This is a genomic window from Streptomyces flavofungini, assembly GCF_041028215.1.
Lineage (GTDB): Bacteria > Actinomycetota > Actinomycetes > Streptomycetales > Streptomycetaceae > Streptomyces > Streptomyces flavofungini_B.
Genome location: NZ_JASKYR010000240.1, coordinates 1 through 13,957, shown reverse-complemented (window position 1 = coordinate 13,957; position 13,957 = coordinate 1). Strand labels below are relative to the sequence as shown.

At 74.4% G+C, this 13,957-nt stretch carries 14 protein-coding genes; 7 read left to right on the top strand and 7 right to left on the bottom strand.

What is annotated here, in order from left to right:
• A partial coding sequence (locus AB8Z36_RS18155; RefSeq protein WP_369214370.1) for a dihydroxyacetone kinase subunit DhaK occupies positions 1 to 951 on the bottom strand: 951 nt, incomplete at its 3' end.
• A 280-nt stretch (positions 952 to 1,231) separates the two neighbouring features.
• Here AB8Z36_RS18155 and AB8Z36_RS18150 point away from each other — a divergent pair.
• Positions 1,232 to 2,026: a helix-turn-helix domain-containing protein gene (locus AB8Z36_RS18150; RefSeq protein WP_369214369.1), complete on the top strand. Its 795-nt coding sequence runs from the start codon at positions 1,232 to 1,234 to the stop codon at positions 2,024 to 2,026.
• Positions 2,027 to 2,057: 31 nt separating this feature from the next.
• Here AB8Z36_RS18150 and AB8Z36_RS18145 read toward each other — a convergent pair whose 3' ends face one another.
• The 3 genes from AB8Z36_RS18145 to AB8Z36_RS18135 form a co-directional block, all read right to left on the bottom strand.
• Positions 2,058 to 3,140 (bottom strand): diacylglycerol/lipid kinase family protein, encoded by a 1,083-nt coding sequence (locus tag AB8Z36_RS18145; protein WP_369214368.1) that lies wholly within the window; start codon positions 3,138 to 3,140, stop codon positions 2,058 to 2,060.
• 375 nt (positions 3,141 to 3,515) lie between these two features.
• Positions 3,516 to 4,532 carry an alpha/beta fold hydrolase gene (locus AB8Z36_RS18140; RefSeq protein ID WP_369214367.1) on the bottom strand — a complete coding sequence of 339 codons (1,017 nt, stop codon included), beginning with the start codon at positions 4,530 to 4,532 and terminating at the stop codon, positions 3,516 to 3,518.
• Positions 4,533 to 4,684: 152 nt separating this feature from the next.
• Positions 4,685 to 5,479, bottom strand: a complete 795-nt coding sequence (locus tag AB8Z36_RS18135) for an SDR family NAD(P)-dependent oxidoreductase (protein WP_369214366.1) — start codon at positions 5,477 to 5,479, stop codon at positions 4,685 to 4,687.
• Positions 5,480 to 5,668: 189 nt separating this feature from the next.
• On the opposite strand from AB8Z36_RS18135, the gene AB8Z36_RS18130 reads away from it, so the two are divergent.
• From AB8Z36_RS18130 to AB8Z36_RS18115, 4 genes are all read left to right on the top strand, one after another.
• A complete protein-coding gene (locus AB8Z36_RS18130; RefSeq protein WP_369214365.1) occupies positions 5,669 to 7,279 on the top strand; it encodes a bifunctional phosphatase PAP2/diacylglycerol kinase family protein in 1,611 nt (536 codons plus the stop codon).
• 88 nt (positions 7,280 to 7,367) lie between these two features.
• Positions 7,368 to 8,039: a PadR family transcriptional regulator gene (locus AB8Z36_RS18125; protein WP_369214364.1), complete on the top strand. Its 672-nt coding sequence runs from the start codon at positions 7,368 to 7,370 to the stop codon at positions 8,037 to 8,039.
• A gap of 83 nt (positions 8,040 to 8,122) precedes the next feature.
• Positions 8,123 to 8,248: a hypothetical protein gene (locus AB8Z36_RS18120; protein WP_369214363.1), complete on the top strand. Its 126-nt coding sequence runs from the start codon at positions 8,123 to 8,125 to the stop codon at positions 8,246 to 8,248.
• Between the two features lie 71 nt (positions 8,249 to 8,319).
• Complete coding sequence (locus AB8Z36_RS18115) at positions 8,320 to 9,003, top strand: glycerophosphodiester phosphodiesterase (RefSeq protein WP_369214362.1); 684 nt, start codon at positions 8,320 to 8,322, stop codon at positions 9,001 to 9,003.
• Here the strand turns inward: AB8Z36_RS18115 and AB8Z36_RS18110 are convergent.
• Positions 8,993 to 9,550 carry a GNAT family N-acetyltransferase gene (locus tag AB8Z36_RS18110; protein WP_369214361.1) on the bottom strand — a complete coding sequence of 186 codons (558 nt, stop codon included), beginning with the start codon at positions 9,548 to 9,550 and terminating at the stop codon, positions 8,993 to 8,995. The two genes, AB8Z36_RS18115 and AB8Z36_RS18110, sit on opposite strands and share 11 nt — an antisense overlap.
• Before the next feature lie 78 nt (positions 9,551 to 9,628).
• Here AB8Z36_RS18110 and AB8Z36_RS18105 point away from each other — a divergent pair, with 78 nt between their 5' ends.
• Positions 9,629 to 10,021, top strand: coding sequence for a VOC family protein (locus AB8Z36_RS18105; protein WP_369214360.1), 393 nt, complete (start codon positions 9,629 to 9,631; stop codon positions 10,019 to 10,021).
• Between the two features lie 235 nt (positions 10,022 to 10,256).
• Positions 10,257 to 11,603, top strand: a complete 1,347-nt coding sequence (locus AB8Z36_RS18100) for an NAD(P)/FAD-dependent oxidoreductase (RefSeq protein ID WP_369214359.1) — start codon at positions 10,257 to 10,259, stop codon at positions 11,601 to 11,603.
• On the opposite strand, the gene AB8Z36_RS18095 is transcribed toward AB8Z36_RS18100, so the two are convergent.
• Together AB8Z36_RS18095 and AB8Z36_RS18090 are read right to left on the bottom strand one after the other, a co-directional pair.
• Complete coding sequence (locus AB8Z36_RS18095; RefSeq protein ID WP_369214358.1) at positions 11,604 to 12,140, bottom strand: MarR family winged helix-turn-helix transcriptional regulator; 537 nt, start codon at positions 12,138 to 12,140, stop codon at positions 11,604 to 11,606.
• Positions 12,137 to 13,867 (bottom strand): FUSC family protein, encoded by a 1,731-nt coding sequence (locus AB8Z36_RS18090; RefSeq protein WP_369214371.1) that lies wholly within the window; start codon positions 13,865 to 13,867, stop codon positions 12,137 to 12,139. Before AB8Z36_RS18090 ends, AB8Z36_RS18095 begins: the two co-directional genes overlap by 4 nt.
• Positions 13,868 to 13,957 lie beyond the last annotated feature (90 nt).

The window sequence follows — 13,957 nt, the reverse complement described above, 5'->3', positions numbered from 1 at the left end:
GAGGTCGGCCCAGCCGTCCTCCAGGCGCGTCAGCGTGAGGGAGAAGCCCGCCATGTCGAGGGCCGCCGTGAAGGTGCCTGGAACGACGAAGACGGGGGTCAGGCCGCGCCCGGTCAGCTCCTCGCGCAGCAGGACGCCGATGGCGTTCAGCTCCAGTTCCGTGGTGGCACCGAGGCCGTTGACCAGGGCGAGCACCTCGCCGGGGCCGTCGGGCAGGGCGTCGAGGAGGTCGTCGGTCATCCGCCGGACGAGGTCGCCGACGGCGGGACGGGCGATGGTGCGGATGCCGCGTTCGCCGTGGATGCCGACGCCGTAGTCGAGGGTGTCGGCGTCCAGGGTGAACGCCGGGCCGAGCGTCGTCGGCGAGGTCTGGGCGCGGGCGGCCACCGCGATGCTGCGGGACCCGGCCACGATCCGCCGTCCGAGCCCGGCGAGTTCTTCGAGGCCCGCGCCCCGGTCGGCCGCCGCTCCGAGCAGCTTCTCCACGACCACCGTGGCCGCGGTCCCCCTGCGGCCGGTCGCGCTGTCGGCGCTGTCGGTCGCCAGGTCGTCCTCGACGAGGACGGTGGCCACCGGCACACCGTCGTGGCGCAGGCGCTCGGCGGCGATCTGGAAGTTGATGACGTCGCCGGTGTAGTTCTTGACGACGTGCAGGACACCACCGCTTCCGGCCACGGCCGCGCTCGCCTCGTAGATCTGCCGGTTGTGCGGCGAGGCGAAGATCTCCCCGGGGCAGACGGCGTCCAGACCGCCCCGCCCGAGCAGCCCGGTGTGCAGGGGCTCATGGCCGGAGCCGCCGCCCGAGACCAGTGCGACGGTCCGGTCGGGGTGCGGATCGCGCGCCCGCAGGTACAGCGGCCCGCTGTTCACCTCGACCATGCCGGGATGGGCGAGCGCCAGACCGCGGGCGGCGGTCAGCACGGGGTCGTTCTCCGGGAGGAAGTAGCTCATGCGCGTTCTCCGTAAGTGCGGGTGCTGCGGGTGCTGCGGGCACAGCGGTGCTGCGGGTGCTGCGGGCCGCCCCGTGAGGCGTGGTGGCCGCCAGGGCCCCGCGGGTCACCCTGGCCGCCGACCGACCGCCAAGAACGGCACGGTCCAGTACCGGCACGCTCCCGTTCCGGTCCCTGGGGCCATGTGCGACGCTGTCAACCTGCACCGGCCCGGCCGCTGATCCACGCAGGGCACGCGGCAGCCACCGGCCCGCCACCCCATCTTTGCGAGGTCTTTACCCGTGCCCGATCCGCGACGCGAGGACCTCGGACGGCTGCTGCGCGCCTGGCGGATGGCCAGGAACCCCGGTGACCTGCCCGGTCCGGTGCCCTCCCGGGGCCACCGCAGCTATCTCACCCAGCTCGACATGGCCCTGCTGCTCGGCGTCTCCGAGCGCTGGTACCGGGCCCTCGAACGGGGCGAGGACCGTGCCTACGCGCCCGCGATGGTCGCGGGAGTGGCCCGGCTCCTCGGCCTGACCCCGGCCCAGACGGACGCCCTGTACCGGGGCGCGGGGCTCCGGCCACCGCCGCGCTCCGCGCACCGGGCGCCGCCCGACGAGGCCATGCTCGACCTGATGCACCGGCAGCGGCGGGTGAGCTGGATCTGCGATCAGGCGTGGGACGTCGTCGCCGCCAACACCGTGGCCGCGCGGCACTGTCCCTGGCTGATGCGTCCCGGCGCCAACGTCATGACCTGGGCTTTCTCCTCCGAGGCCCGCTATCAGCTCCGGGAGTTCGAGACGAGGTGGGCGGGGCCGCTGCTCGGCGGACTCCGTCTCGCCTGGCAGCGCCTGCCGGAGAACGAGCGCCTGGCCGAGGTGGTACGGGCGGTGCGCGAGGAGCCCGGCGTGGCCGCGCTGTGGGCCGCCGCCACCGACCTCGCACCGCTCGGCGCCGAGCCGCGCCCTGTGTACTTCCCGCTGGTCGCGCCCGACCCGGTCGACGTACGCGTCACGTCCTACGGGCGCTTCGACGACACCGCGTACCGCTGGCTCGTCGTGACCCCCGTCGACCCGGCCGTCGTCTTCCCCTGACGCCCCCGGCCCCTCGGGTTCGCCCGCGACGTCAGTCGGCCGTCGGGCGGTACACGGTGAGCGCCTCGGGGAGCTTGTCGATCAGGAGCGCGGAGGGCGCGGGCCTGACCTCCCCGTCGTACGCCATGTGGGTGCCCTCGGGCAGCCCGGAGATGACCAGGCGCTGCGGCTTGGCGGCGGCGTAGACGCGGGTGCGGGTGAGCTGGCCCGCGAGGGCGGCGGCGAGCAGCCTGCTGCGGGCGAAGCGGCCCGCGTGCGCGATGCGGACGTCGAGCAGGCCGTCGGCCAGGTCGTGGCGGCGCACCGGGGCGATGCCGACACTGCGGTAGGCGCCGTTGCCCGCGAAGAGCAGCCACATGGAGCGGCGTCGGCCGTTCACCACGGCGCGCAGCGGACGGCCGGTGCGCAGGATCTGCACGACGCCGAGCAGCGTGGCGGGCGGGCCGCCGATCTTCGGGGACCAGTGCTCCCTGCTGCGGACGAGCTCGGGGTAGCTGCCGAGGCTGAAGGTGTTAAGGAAGTGGGCCTCCTCGCCGTGCGTCCTGCCCGCGGGGCCGAGCCCGGCCAGTGGCTTGATGCGGCCCACGTCGGCGCGGACCGCGGTGCCCCGCGCCACGGCGAGGCAGGCGTCCGGGATGGTGTCGACGCCGAGATCCGCCGCGAAGTGGTTGAAGGTGCCGCCGGGCAGCACCATCAGCGGCACGTCGAAGCGCAGGGCGGGCGCGACGGCGGCGTTGACCGTGCCGTCGCCCCCGCACACCCCGAGGACGCCGCCGAGTCTCGCCGCGTCCCTGGCCGCCTCCTCAAGGACCTTGGGCAGGGCGCCCGCCTCCTCCTCGTAGAGGACGACCTCCGCGCGCGGCAGGACGCTCTTGATCTGCCGTACGGGGTCGGCGAGCTGCGGCTGGGCGCCCGACGAGGGGTTGACGACCACGATGAGGCCCTCGCCCTCCGGCAGCGCGGGCGCGTCGACGCGCGGGCGCGCGGGCGGCGGAAGCTGGGCGCGCGAGGGTACGAGACCGCGCACCGCGTAGGCGGCGCCCACGCCGAGGGCCGCGCCCACCAGGACGTCCCTGGGGGCGCGTGCCCCGCCGCGCACACGGGCGTACGCCACCGACGCCGCGACCGGGGCGAGCGCCGCGCCCCAGCCGGGCGACTCCAGGGCCGCGCCCGCCGCGAACGCCGACGCCGAAGCCGCCTGGCCCGAGGGGTAGGGGCCGGTCCACCGCGCTCCTGCTCAGCGTGTTGACGGTGGCCGACGCGAGCCCCATGGAGGTGAGGCCGCGCACCGCCGCGCGCCGCCCCCGCGCCCCGCCGAACACCCACATACCGGCGGCCACTCCGCACAGCAGCAGCCGGTGGTCGGCGTTGAGCAGACGCCGGGCGCGATGCCTCAAGAGATCGTTCATGACCCTCGTCTACCCCGGTTGCCGCGCGAAAGGCAGGAAGGGGCGCGGCAGTGCGCGGGATCACCTCCCGGGGCGGTGGTTCAGGCGGGCAGGGCGGTGAGCCAGTCCGTCAGGAGCCGGTTCACCTCGGCGGGCCGCTCCTGCTGGACCCAGTGGCCGCAGCCGTCGAGGAGGTGTGTCCCGCTGAGCCCCGGCAGGGTGTCGGGGAAGGCCTTGATCGCGTCGGCCAGCCAGGTCGTGGAGGCGTCGAGGGTCCCGCCGATGAAGAGGCTCGGTACGGTGAGGGGTGCCCCGGCGAAGCGGGCCAGGTCCTCCCAGTCGCGGTCCATGTTCCGGTAGCGGTTGAGCGCGCCGGTCAGGCCGGTCCGCTCGAACTCCCCGGCGTACACGTCGAGTCCGGCCTCGCCGAGCCAGCCGGGCAGGGCTTTGGCGGGGAAGCGTTCACGCAGGGTGCCGCCGGGCGCGGTGAAGTGCGGGTCGGGGTCGCCGGGGCCCGGCATCGTGTCGGCGGAGAGCGCGGCGTAGAACCCGGCGAGCCAGCCGCGGACGTCCGGCTCGATCTCGGCCTCGGCCCGCCCGTACTCCTGGAAGTAGGAGACGTAGAACTCCTCACGTGGCCCCGCGTCCCCTCCTCCGCCGCCCAGGCCCGCGAACACCTCGCTGGGGCGCGGTCCGCCGGGCGGCGTGTACGGGACGCTCAGAAGTCCGGCGGCGCGGAAGACGTCCGGTCTGACCAGCGCGGAGTGGGCGGCGATGGTCGCGCCCCAGTCGTGCCCGACGATCACCGCGCGCTCCTCGCCGAGCGCGCGCACCACGGCGGCGTTGTCCTGAACGAGTTCGAGCATCCGGTACGCCGCCACGTCGTCAGGTCTGCTGGAGCGCCCGTATCCGCGCACGTCGACGGCGACGGCCCGGTAGCCCGCCGCCGCGAGGGCGGGCAGCTGGTGCCGCCAGGAGTACCAGGACTCGGGGAAGCCGTGCACCAGCAGGACCAGCGGTCCGGAGCCCTGCTCCACCAGGTGGACACGGCCCGCGGGCGAGGGCACGAGGCGGTGCGTGCGCTCCGTGGCGGCGGCCGGATTCGCGTACTGCGGCATAAGCACTCCCGGGTGTTCCGAAGGACCGGTGACCTGAGGACCGGTGACGTGCTCACGAGCATGCGGCGGGCGCGGCGCCACGCGGGAGGATTGTTGCCGTTCCGGCAAACGTGCCGGTCACCGGTGTGCGTGCCGGGGTCGGCCGGTGTCTGTCACGGCACGATCGAGTCCACGTAACCGCCGTCGACCCGTACGGCGCCGCCCGTCGTCGCCGATGCCAGCGGCGAGCTGAGATAGACCACCATGTGGGCGATCTCCTCGGGCTCGATGAGCCGCTGGATCAGCGACTGGGGCCGGTGCTTGGCCATGAACTCCCGCTGGGCCTCCTCCCACGGCAGTTCGCGGTCGACGAGTTCGTAGACGAAGTCCTCGACGCCGCCGGTGTGCGTGGGGCCCGCGATGACCGAGTTGACGGTCACACCGGTCCCGGCGGCCTCCTTGGCGAAGCCCCGGGAGACCGCGAGGAGTGCCGTCTTGGACATTCCGTAGTGGATCATCTCGGCGGGCGTGACCAGCGCCGAGTCGGAGGCGATGTTCTGCACGCGCCCCCAGGCGCGCTCCTTCATCCCGGGCAGGTAGTGGCGGATCATGCGCACCGCCGTCAGGACGTTCACCTCGAAGTAGCGGCGCCATTCGTCGTCGCTGATGGCGAGGGCGTCCGCCGGACCGAAGACACCCAGATTGTTGACGAGGACGTCCGTCCGGGGCACGGCGGCGAAGACGGCCTCGGCGCCCTCGTCGGTGGAGATGTCGCCCGGCGCCGCGATGAACTCGGCGCCCTCGCACGCGCCGCGCAGCCGGTCCACGGCGGCGTCCACGGACTTCTGGGACCGGCCGTTGACCGCGACGCGGGCGCCCGCCCGGGCCAGTCCGGCCGCGATGGCGGAGCCGATGCCCTGGGTGGAGCCGGTGACGAGGGCGGTTTTGCCGGTGAGATCGACGAGCACGGTGCGTACCTCCGAAGACGTGGTGCGGACGGGGCGCCTTGCCCCGCCCTCCCTCCTGTTTCCGTCCCCGGGCACTTCATCCCGGGTTTCCGCCCCCGGGGACTTCCCAGCGGGCGGTTGGCCCGCGCGCGTGACCCGTTCGGGCGAGCAGCGCGGGCCGGTGCCCGCGCGCCCTGTTGCAGTGAGGCCATGACGGGACGCATCGGCAGGCTCGACCGGCGCTGGTTCGACCGGGTGGCGGCGGCTCGGCCCGCCGGTGCCGACCGGGTGCTGCCGCCGCTGAGCAGGGCCGCGAACCACGGGCGGCTCTGGTTCGGTTCGGCCGCCGTGCTCGCACTGGCCGGCGGGCCCACCGCCGGGCGTGCCGCGCGCCGGGGCGYSSGCTCCCTGGCGCTGGCCTCGCTGACCGCCAACGTGGTCGCGAAGTACGCCGTGCGCCGGGGCCGTCCGGCGACCGACGCGGTGCCGTTGGTGCGGCGCCTGGCGAAGACGCCGTGGACGCCGTCGTTCCCCTCGGGGCACGCGGCTTCGGCGGCGGCGTTCGCGACGGGGGTCGCCCTGGAGTCCTCGCGGTACGGCGCCGTGGTCGCGCCGGTCGCCGCGGCCGTGGCGTTCTCCCGGGTGTACGTGGGGGCCCACTACCCCGGTGACGTCCTCGCGGGCTGTGCGCTCGGCGCCGCGGCGGCGGCGCTGACCTGCTACTGGTGGCCGCCGCGGCCGAGGCCCGAGCGGGACGGGCGGACCCGGGTGGCGGCGCCCGCGCTGCCCGGCGGCGAGGGCCTGGTGATCGTCCTCAACTCGGGTTCGGGCGCGGGCGTGCCGGGCAGGCTGCCCGCCCGGCTCCATCTGGAGCTGCTGCTGCCGAAGGCCGAGATCCTCGCGTGCGGCCCCGGCGACGATCTGGACGGGCTCCTGGACGGGGCGGTGGCGCGCGCCGCCGGTGCGGGCGGGGTGCTCGGGGTCTGCGGCGGCGACGGCACGGTGAACGCCGCCGCGCGCCGGGCCGCACCGGCCGGGCTCCCCCTCGCCGTCTTTCCCGGCGGCACCCTGAACCACTTCGCCCTCGACGCGGGCACGGCCACGTTCGAGGACACCGCGCACGCCGTGGAGCGCGGCGAGGCCGTGCGGGTGGACCTGGCGACGGTCCGCGCGGCACGGAACGGGAGCGACGGCGACGGCCACGGAGCCAGCGGCGAGGACGAAAGGGTTCAGGGTGCCGCCGACGGGCCCGTCGTCGCGGGCTTCGTGAACACCTTCAGCATCGGCCTCTACCCCGAACTGGTGCGCAGGCGCGAGAAGCTCGAAGGCCGCATCGGCAAGTGGCCCGCGGCGGCGGTGTCCCTCCTCGCGGTGCTGCGCGAGGCGACACCGCTGCGGGTCAGGATCGACGGCCGGGACCGCGTCCTGTGGCTGCTCTTCGCGGGCAACGGCCGCTATGTGCCGGACGGCCTCGCCCCCTCGCACCGGCCCCACCTCGACGACGGGCTCCTCGACATCCGCACGGTCGACGCCGAGGCGAGACTGGCCCGCACCCGGCTCAGCCTCTCCTCGCTCGGCGGGGCGCTGCGTCGCTCACGGGTCTTCCGCACCGAGCGCGTCGAGCGGCTGCGGATCAGCGGCCTCGACGGCGTGGCGGAGTTCGCGTACGACGGCGAGACCGCGGAGGCACCCGCGGCCCTGGTCCTGGACAAGCAGCGGGGCGCGCTGACGGTCTACAGCCCCGCGGCGCCGGAGGACGAGATCACCCAGCTCGCCAGGACCGCCTCGCGGGCGGCGGCCGCGAGGCGCCGACAGGCGTGAGAAGCGCGGCGGGGGGCTCGGGACCGGCTTCGGGCGCCCGGCGCACACCCCTTGCGCCGCGAACGCGCCGTTCACTTGAATGCGGCCCATGGCAGCCCGTGAGCAGCGTCCAGAGACCTCTTCCGGCGGACTGCCGCCGACCGCGTGGGCCGTGCTCGGCCTGCTTTCCTTCCCGGGCGAGCGGACCGGCTACGAGCTCAAGAAGTGGGCCGACGCCTCCCTGCGCTTCTTCTACTGGTCGCCCGCCATCAGCCAGATCTACGCCGAGCTGCGCCGCCTCGAAGCCCTCGGCTACGCCACCTCGCGGCGCTCGGGACCCGATGAGCCGCGCGCGAAGCGCTCGTACGCCATCACGGGCGAGGGCAGGGCCGCGCTCGCCGCGTGGGCGGGCGGCGGCGAGGACGCGGGGCCGCCGGTCCTGAAGCACCCGCTGCTGCTGCGGGTCTGGCTCGGCCATCTCACGGCCCCCGGTCATCTGCGCACGCTCGTGGCGGAGCACATCGCGCGGACGCGGGGCGAGCTGACGCAGGTGCGGGACGCGCTGGCGGCGGCCGAAGGGGCCGAGGCCTGGTCGTTTCCGCAGGTGGCGCTGGGCTGGAGCGAGCGGCGGCTGCGCAACGAGGTGGAGCTCGCCGAGGCCATGCTCGACGATCTCGACCGCCTCGAAGCGGCGGCTCCCGAAGGCCCGGGTCAACGTGCGGCACCCTTTGGTCAACCGGAGACACCCTCTGGTCAACTCCCCAAAGACGCGCCCACCTGAGGGTGAAGCGGCTCGCGGCGACGGGGCCGGGACCGGTAGGACGGGCGGGGTCAGCCGTCCCCGCCAGAGGGAGCAGCGCACCCGTGAGCACCCGTGCAGTCCTTGTCGCCGCCCTCGTCACCGGGCTCGTCCTCGGCATCGTGGGCACCCGGGCGGACGCCTCCACGCACCCTCGTACGACCGGTTCCCTCGTCGGGGCGGGCCGTTAGGCTGCGACATTGCCGCGGGCTTCCTCCTCGACCGCGGCCACCGAGCCGCCGTCGACGGAAGCGAGTGAACCTTGAACTTCCTCACCATCGGTCATCGCGGGGTCATGGGTGTCGAGCCCGAGAACACCCTTCGTTCCTTCATCGCGGCGCAGGCCGCGGGCCTGGATCTCATCGAGCTCGATCTGCATCTGAGCAAGGACGGCGCCCTCGTCGTCATGCACGACGCCGACGTGGCCCGTACGACCGACGGCAAGGGGCCGATCGCCGAGAAGACCCTCGCCGAACTGCGGGAGCTCGACGCGGGGCGCGGTGAGCGCGTCCCCGTCTTCGAAGAGGTGCTCGACGCGGTGCGCGCGCCGTTGCAGGCCGAGATCAAGGACGTGGCCGCCGCGCGCGCCCTCGCCGAGGTCATGCACCGCCGCGACCTGGTCGCCCGGGTGGAGGTGATCTCCTTCCACGACGAGGCCCTCGCGGAGATCGCGCGTCTGGTGCCCGGGGTGCGCACCGCGCTCGTCGCCAGCCGCTACGGCACCGACGTCGTGGAGCGCGCCACGGCCGTCGGCGCCACCACGCTCGTGCTCAACATCCGGCGGCTCACGCTGGAGATCGTGGAGCGCGCCAGGAAGGCCGGTCTGCGGATCATCGGCTGGGTGGTGAACACCCAGGACGACCTGCGTCTGGTGCGCGCGCTCCAGCTCGACGGCGCGACGACCGACTACCCCGACATCAAGCGCACGGGCCGCTTCACCGCTTGAGCAGTTCCTTGACCAGGAGCTCGAACCGCAGGTCGTCGCGCTGGGGGATGCCGAAGCGCTCGTCGCCGTACGGGAAGGGCGTCATCTCGCCCGTACGGCGGTAGCCGCGCCGTTCGTACCAGGCGATGAGGTCCTCGCGCACGGAGATCACGGTCATGTGCATCTCGCGGGCGCCCCACTCCTCGTGGGCCACCCGCTCCGCCTCGGCGATGATGACCTTGCCGAGGCCCGCGCCCTGTTCCGCCGGGCTCACCGCGAACATGCCGAAGTAGGCGTGCTCGCCTCGGTGTTCGAGCTGGCAGCAGGCGACGAGCGCGCCGTCCCGCTCGACCGCGAGGAGGCGGCTGCCGGGCGAGTCGATGACCTCGGCGACGCCCTGCGGGTCGGTGCGCTGGCCCTCCAGGATGTCCGCCTCGGTGGTCCAGCCGGCGCGGCTCGCGTCGCCGCGGTACGCCGACTCGATGAGCCGCACGAGCGCGTCGACGTCGGCGGGCTCCGCGGCACGGAAGGTCAGTTCTCCGGTGCGCGGACGCGGGGCGGTGGCCATCGACTTGTCTCCGATCTCGGCGCGGCACGATGCACCGCCGAGCCTAGCGCGGGGCGCGAGGCCCTAGGCTGCGACCGCATGGTGCATGTACTGAGCAGCAGGACCCTTCTCCGCCCCACGGACCCGGAGCGCTCGCGCGCGTTCTACGGTGAGGCGCTCGGCCTCGCCGTGTACCGCGAGTTCGGCACGGGGCCCGAGCGCGGCACGGTCTACTTCCTCGGCGGCGGCTTCCTCGAACTCTCCGGGCGCTCCGAGACGCCGCCCCCGCCGGAGCTGAGCCTCTGGCTCCAGGTCCCGGACGTCCACGCGGCGCACGAGGAACTGGCCGCGCACGGCGTCGAGGTGGTCCGCCCGCCGGTGCGGGAGCCGTGGGGGCTGATCGAGATGTGGATCGCCGACCCGGACGGGCTCAGGATCGTCCTGGTCGAGGTCCCGCACGACCACCCGATCCGCTACCGGCCCGGCATCTGAGGCGACGTCCCACGAGGGCGGCGGACCCCCGCCGCCCTCGCCCGTATACGTGAGGCACGTCACACGACTAATCCATCCGGGATGCAGGGGTACACGGCCACGAGTACGGTCCGCAGAAGATCCATGACGACTTGTCCACAGCCCTGAAGCCCTGACGGCGGCCCTGCGGGCGGCCCTGACGGCAGCCCTGACGACGGCCCTGAAGACGATCTCCCACTCTTTGGAGAGACATCACATGGCAGCTCCCCGGATTCTCATCATCGGCGGCGGTTTCGCCGGGATGGAGTGCGCTCACAAGCTGGAGAAGACGCTCGCCCCGCACGAGGCCGAGCTGCGGCTGATCAGCCCCATGGATCACCAGCTCTACCTGCCGCTCCTGCCCCATGTCGCCGCCGGCGTGCTCACCCCGCAGTCGGTGGCGGTGCCGTTGCGCCGGATGCTGCGCCGCACGGCGATCGTGCCGGGCGGCGCCATCGGCATCGACACCAGGACCAAGACGGTGTTCGTACGGAAGATCAACGGCGAGGAGGTCGTGGAGCGCTACGACCATCTGGTCCTGACGCCCGGCAGCGTCACGCGGCAGTTCGACATCCCCGGCGTCGACAAGTACGCCGTGGGCGTCAAGACGCTCGCCGAGGCGGCGTGGATCCGCGACCACGTCATCTCCCAGCTTGACCTGGCGTCCGCCAGCTCCTCCCGCGAGGAGCGCGAGCAGCGGCTCCAGTTCGTCGTGGTGGGCGGCGGCTACGCGGGCACCGAGACGGCCGCCTACCTCCAGCGTCTGACGTGCGCCGCGGTCAAGCGCTACCCGCGCCTGGACATCTCGCAGGTCAAGTGGCATCTGGTGGACATCGCGCCGAAGCTGATGCCCGAGCTGGGCGGGCCGCTCGGCGACAAGGCCATGGAGATCATGCGGCGCCGGGGCGTGAACGTCTCGCTCGGGGTGTCGGTGGCCAAGGTCACCGAGGACACCGTCACGCTCACCGACGACCGCGTCCTGCCGTGCCGCACGCTGATCTGGACCGCGGGCGTCGCCCCGAGCCCGCTGATCGCGACGCTCGGCGCCGACACCAACCGCGGCCGTCTCGTGGTCAGGCCCGACCTGACGGTGCCGGAGCTCGACGGGGTCTTCGCGCTCGGCGACGCGGCGGCCGTGCCCGACCTGACCAAGGGCGGCGACGCGACCTGCCCGCCGACCGCGCAGCACGCCATGCGCCAGGGCTGGGCCGCCGCGAAGAACGTCGTCGCCGCGCTGCGCGGCACCCCGCTCACCGACTACCGGCACAAGGACCTGGGCCTGGTCGTGGACCTCGGCGGCATCCAGGCGGTGTCGAAGCCGCTGGGCGTGCAGCTGTCCGGGCTGCCCGCGCAGATCGTGGCGCGCGGCTATCACCTGGGCGCCCTGCGCACCCTCACGGCCCGCTTCCGTACGGCGGCCAACTGGGGCCTCAACGCGGTCGCGGGCGACGACTACGTCCGCACCGGCTTCCAGGCGCAGCGCCCGGCCACGCTGAAGGACTTCGAGATGACGGACGCTTATCTGTCGCCGGAGGAGATCAAGGAGCGGCTCGCCGCCGCCTGATCAGCTCCGCCGCACCTCGATCCGGCCTTCGAGCCGGGCGAGCAGTTCGCCGAGCAGACCGCTCAGCCGCCCCTGTTCGTCGCCGCCGAGCACGGAGAGCACGACGCTCTCGTAGGAGAGCTGCTCGGGCAGGATCGTGTCGACGAGGTCGCGCCCGGCGTCGGTCAGGCGTACGTGCGCGACCCGGCGGTCCCGCGCGTCGGCCCTGCGCTCGACCAGCTCGCGCTCCTGGAGCTGCTTGAGCCGCTTGGTGACCGCTGCTCCCGAGGAGAACGTCTCGCGGGCCAGCTCCCCCGGCGTCAGCTCGTGACCGGTGCGGCGCAGGGCGCCGAGCAGGTCGAACTCGGCGCGCGTCAGGCCCGCCCTGCGCAGCGGGGCGTCCTCGGCCTGCTGGAGGAGGGCCGCGCAGCGGTTGATGCGGCCGATCACCTCCATCGGCGCGGTGTCGATGTCGGGGCGCACCGCCTGCCACTGCCGCACCACCGCGGCCACGGTGTCGCCGCCGGCCTCCGCCGCCGGGCCGTTCTCTGCTCTCATGCTGGTGCGCCCTCCAAGGCGTCGGCGGTCCCTTCGCGGGTGCGCGCCGCCCGACCGTTCTCGCGGCTGCGTCGTACTGTCGCCGCGAGCGTACGGTGTCCCGCGCGCTCGGCGGCGACCACCCGCTGTTCGGGCAGGGCGCGCTGCCACCACTCCCCGGCCGCCGCGTCGGCCGCGGCGCGCAGCTCGACCAGGGCCGCGGTGAGCCCGCGCCGTGCGGGCTCGGTCCGGCCAGTGCCCGCCGCGAGGTCCGCCTCGGCCCGCGCGGTGGCCCGTTCGGTGGCCGCGAGGGCGCGTTCGATGTGGTCGGTGGCGCGCCGGTTGGTGACGAGGACCGCGGCGGCGACGCCGAGCACGGCACCGACGAGGGTGTCCACGACGCGGTCGAGGATCAGCTCGCCCGGCTGCTGGAACCGCGCGAACTCGGTGACCAGGAGCGCCATCGGCGTCACGCAGACGCTGCCCATCCAGTAGTTCCTGCTGATCAGCGCCTCCGCGCCGAAGGCGAGCGCCAGGCAGCAGACGATGAGTTCCGCGTGGCCGAGGTGGGCGAGGGGCGCGAGGGCGGCGAAGGCGAGCACACCGACGAGGTTGCCGACCACGCGCTGCACGCCCCGGCTCCAGGTGAGGGTGAGATTCGCCTGATAGAGGGAGGCTGCGGTGACGAGCGCCCAGTAGGGGCGCCCGACGCCGAGGGCGAGCGAGCCGTATCCGGCGAGCGCGCAGCCGACGGCGGTGCGCAGGGCGATGGGTGCCAGGGGCGAGCCGGGCGCGACCCGGCGCCACAGCGGCACCTTGGGTGCCGCGAGTTCCGCCTCGACGCCGAGGAGTTCGTCCCGCTCGCCGGGGCGTACGCCGACGGGGCGCGGGACGGCGCTCGTGCCGCGCAGCTTCGCCGCCCAGGCGCGCAGCGCGGCGGGGTCCGCGGCGGCGGGCGCGGCGATGGCCTCCTCCGCGCGGACGACGAGGCGGCCGAGGGCGCGGCGGGCCTCGGCGGTGCGGCTGCCGGTGGCGAGCAGCGCCTGCCAGGCGGCGTGCACGGCCCCGGCAGCGGCGGAGCGGGCCCGCTCGGCGGCGGGTCCCGCGCCGTCGGCCGACGCGGCGGACGCGGCGGACGCGGCCGACGCGGTCTCTGCGTATGCGGCGGCGGCGCGCAGGGCACGGGCGGTGGCCCGGCGCTCGGGGCCGTGCGGGCGCACCAGGGCCGGGGCCATGCCGACCAGCCAGGCCACGGTGCCCCCGGCGACGGTGAGCGCGAGATGCGCGGGGACCTGACCGAGGGTGCCGGGCGCGAAGAGCGTCGCCGAGCTGATGAAGGTGAAGATCAGATGGCCGGGCGGCCCGACGCGGGTCGCGTCGCACAGCGTCTTCTGCAGGGCGGCGAGCACCGCGCCGACCGCGACGAGGACCACGGCGGAGCCGGTCAGCGAGGCGGCGACCAGGGCGACGGCCACGCTCGCCGTCATCCCGGCCACCACCCAGGCCAGGGCGCGGGCCCTGGCCGCGTAGGGCAGGTGGTGGGTGTACAGGGCGCAGAACGACCCGGCCATCGTGTACATCACCAGGTCGAGCCGCCCGAGCGCGAGCAGCGTCAGGTCGGGTATCGCGGTGGCCACGACCACGCTGCTCGCCGGCTTGAACCAGATGTCGGACGGCTTGTTCGGGCGGAGCACCCCGGCGAGCGGCAGCCGCCGGACGCGGGCGGGCCGGTGCGACGGGGGCGGCACGGCGCTCGCGGACGGCGCGGAGGGGCCGGACGGCACGCCGGATGCGGGTGACGGGGAAGCGTCGGACGGCACGGCGGATGCAGGCGGAGG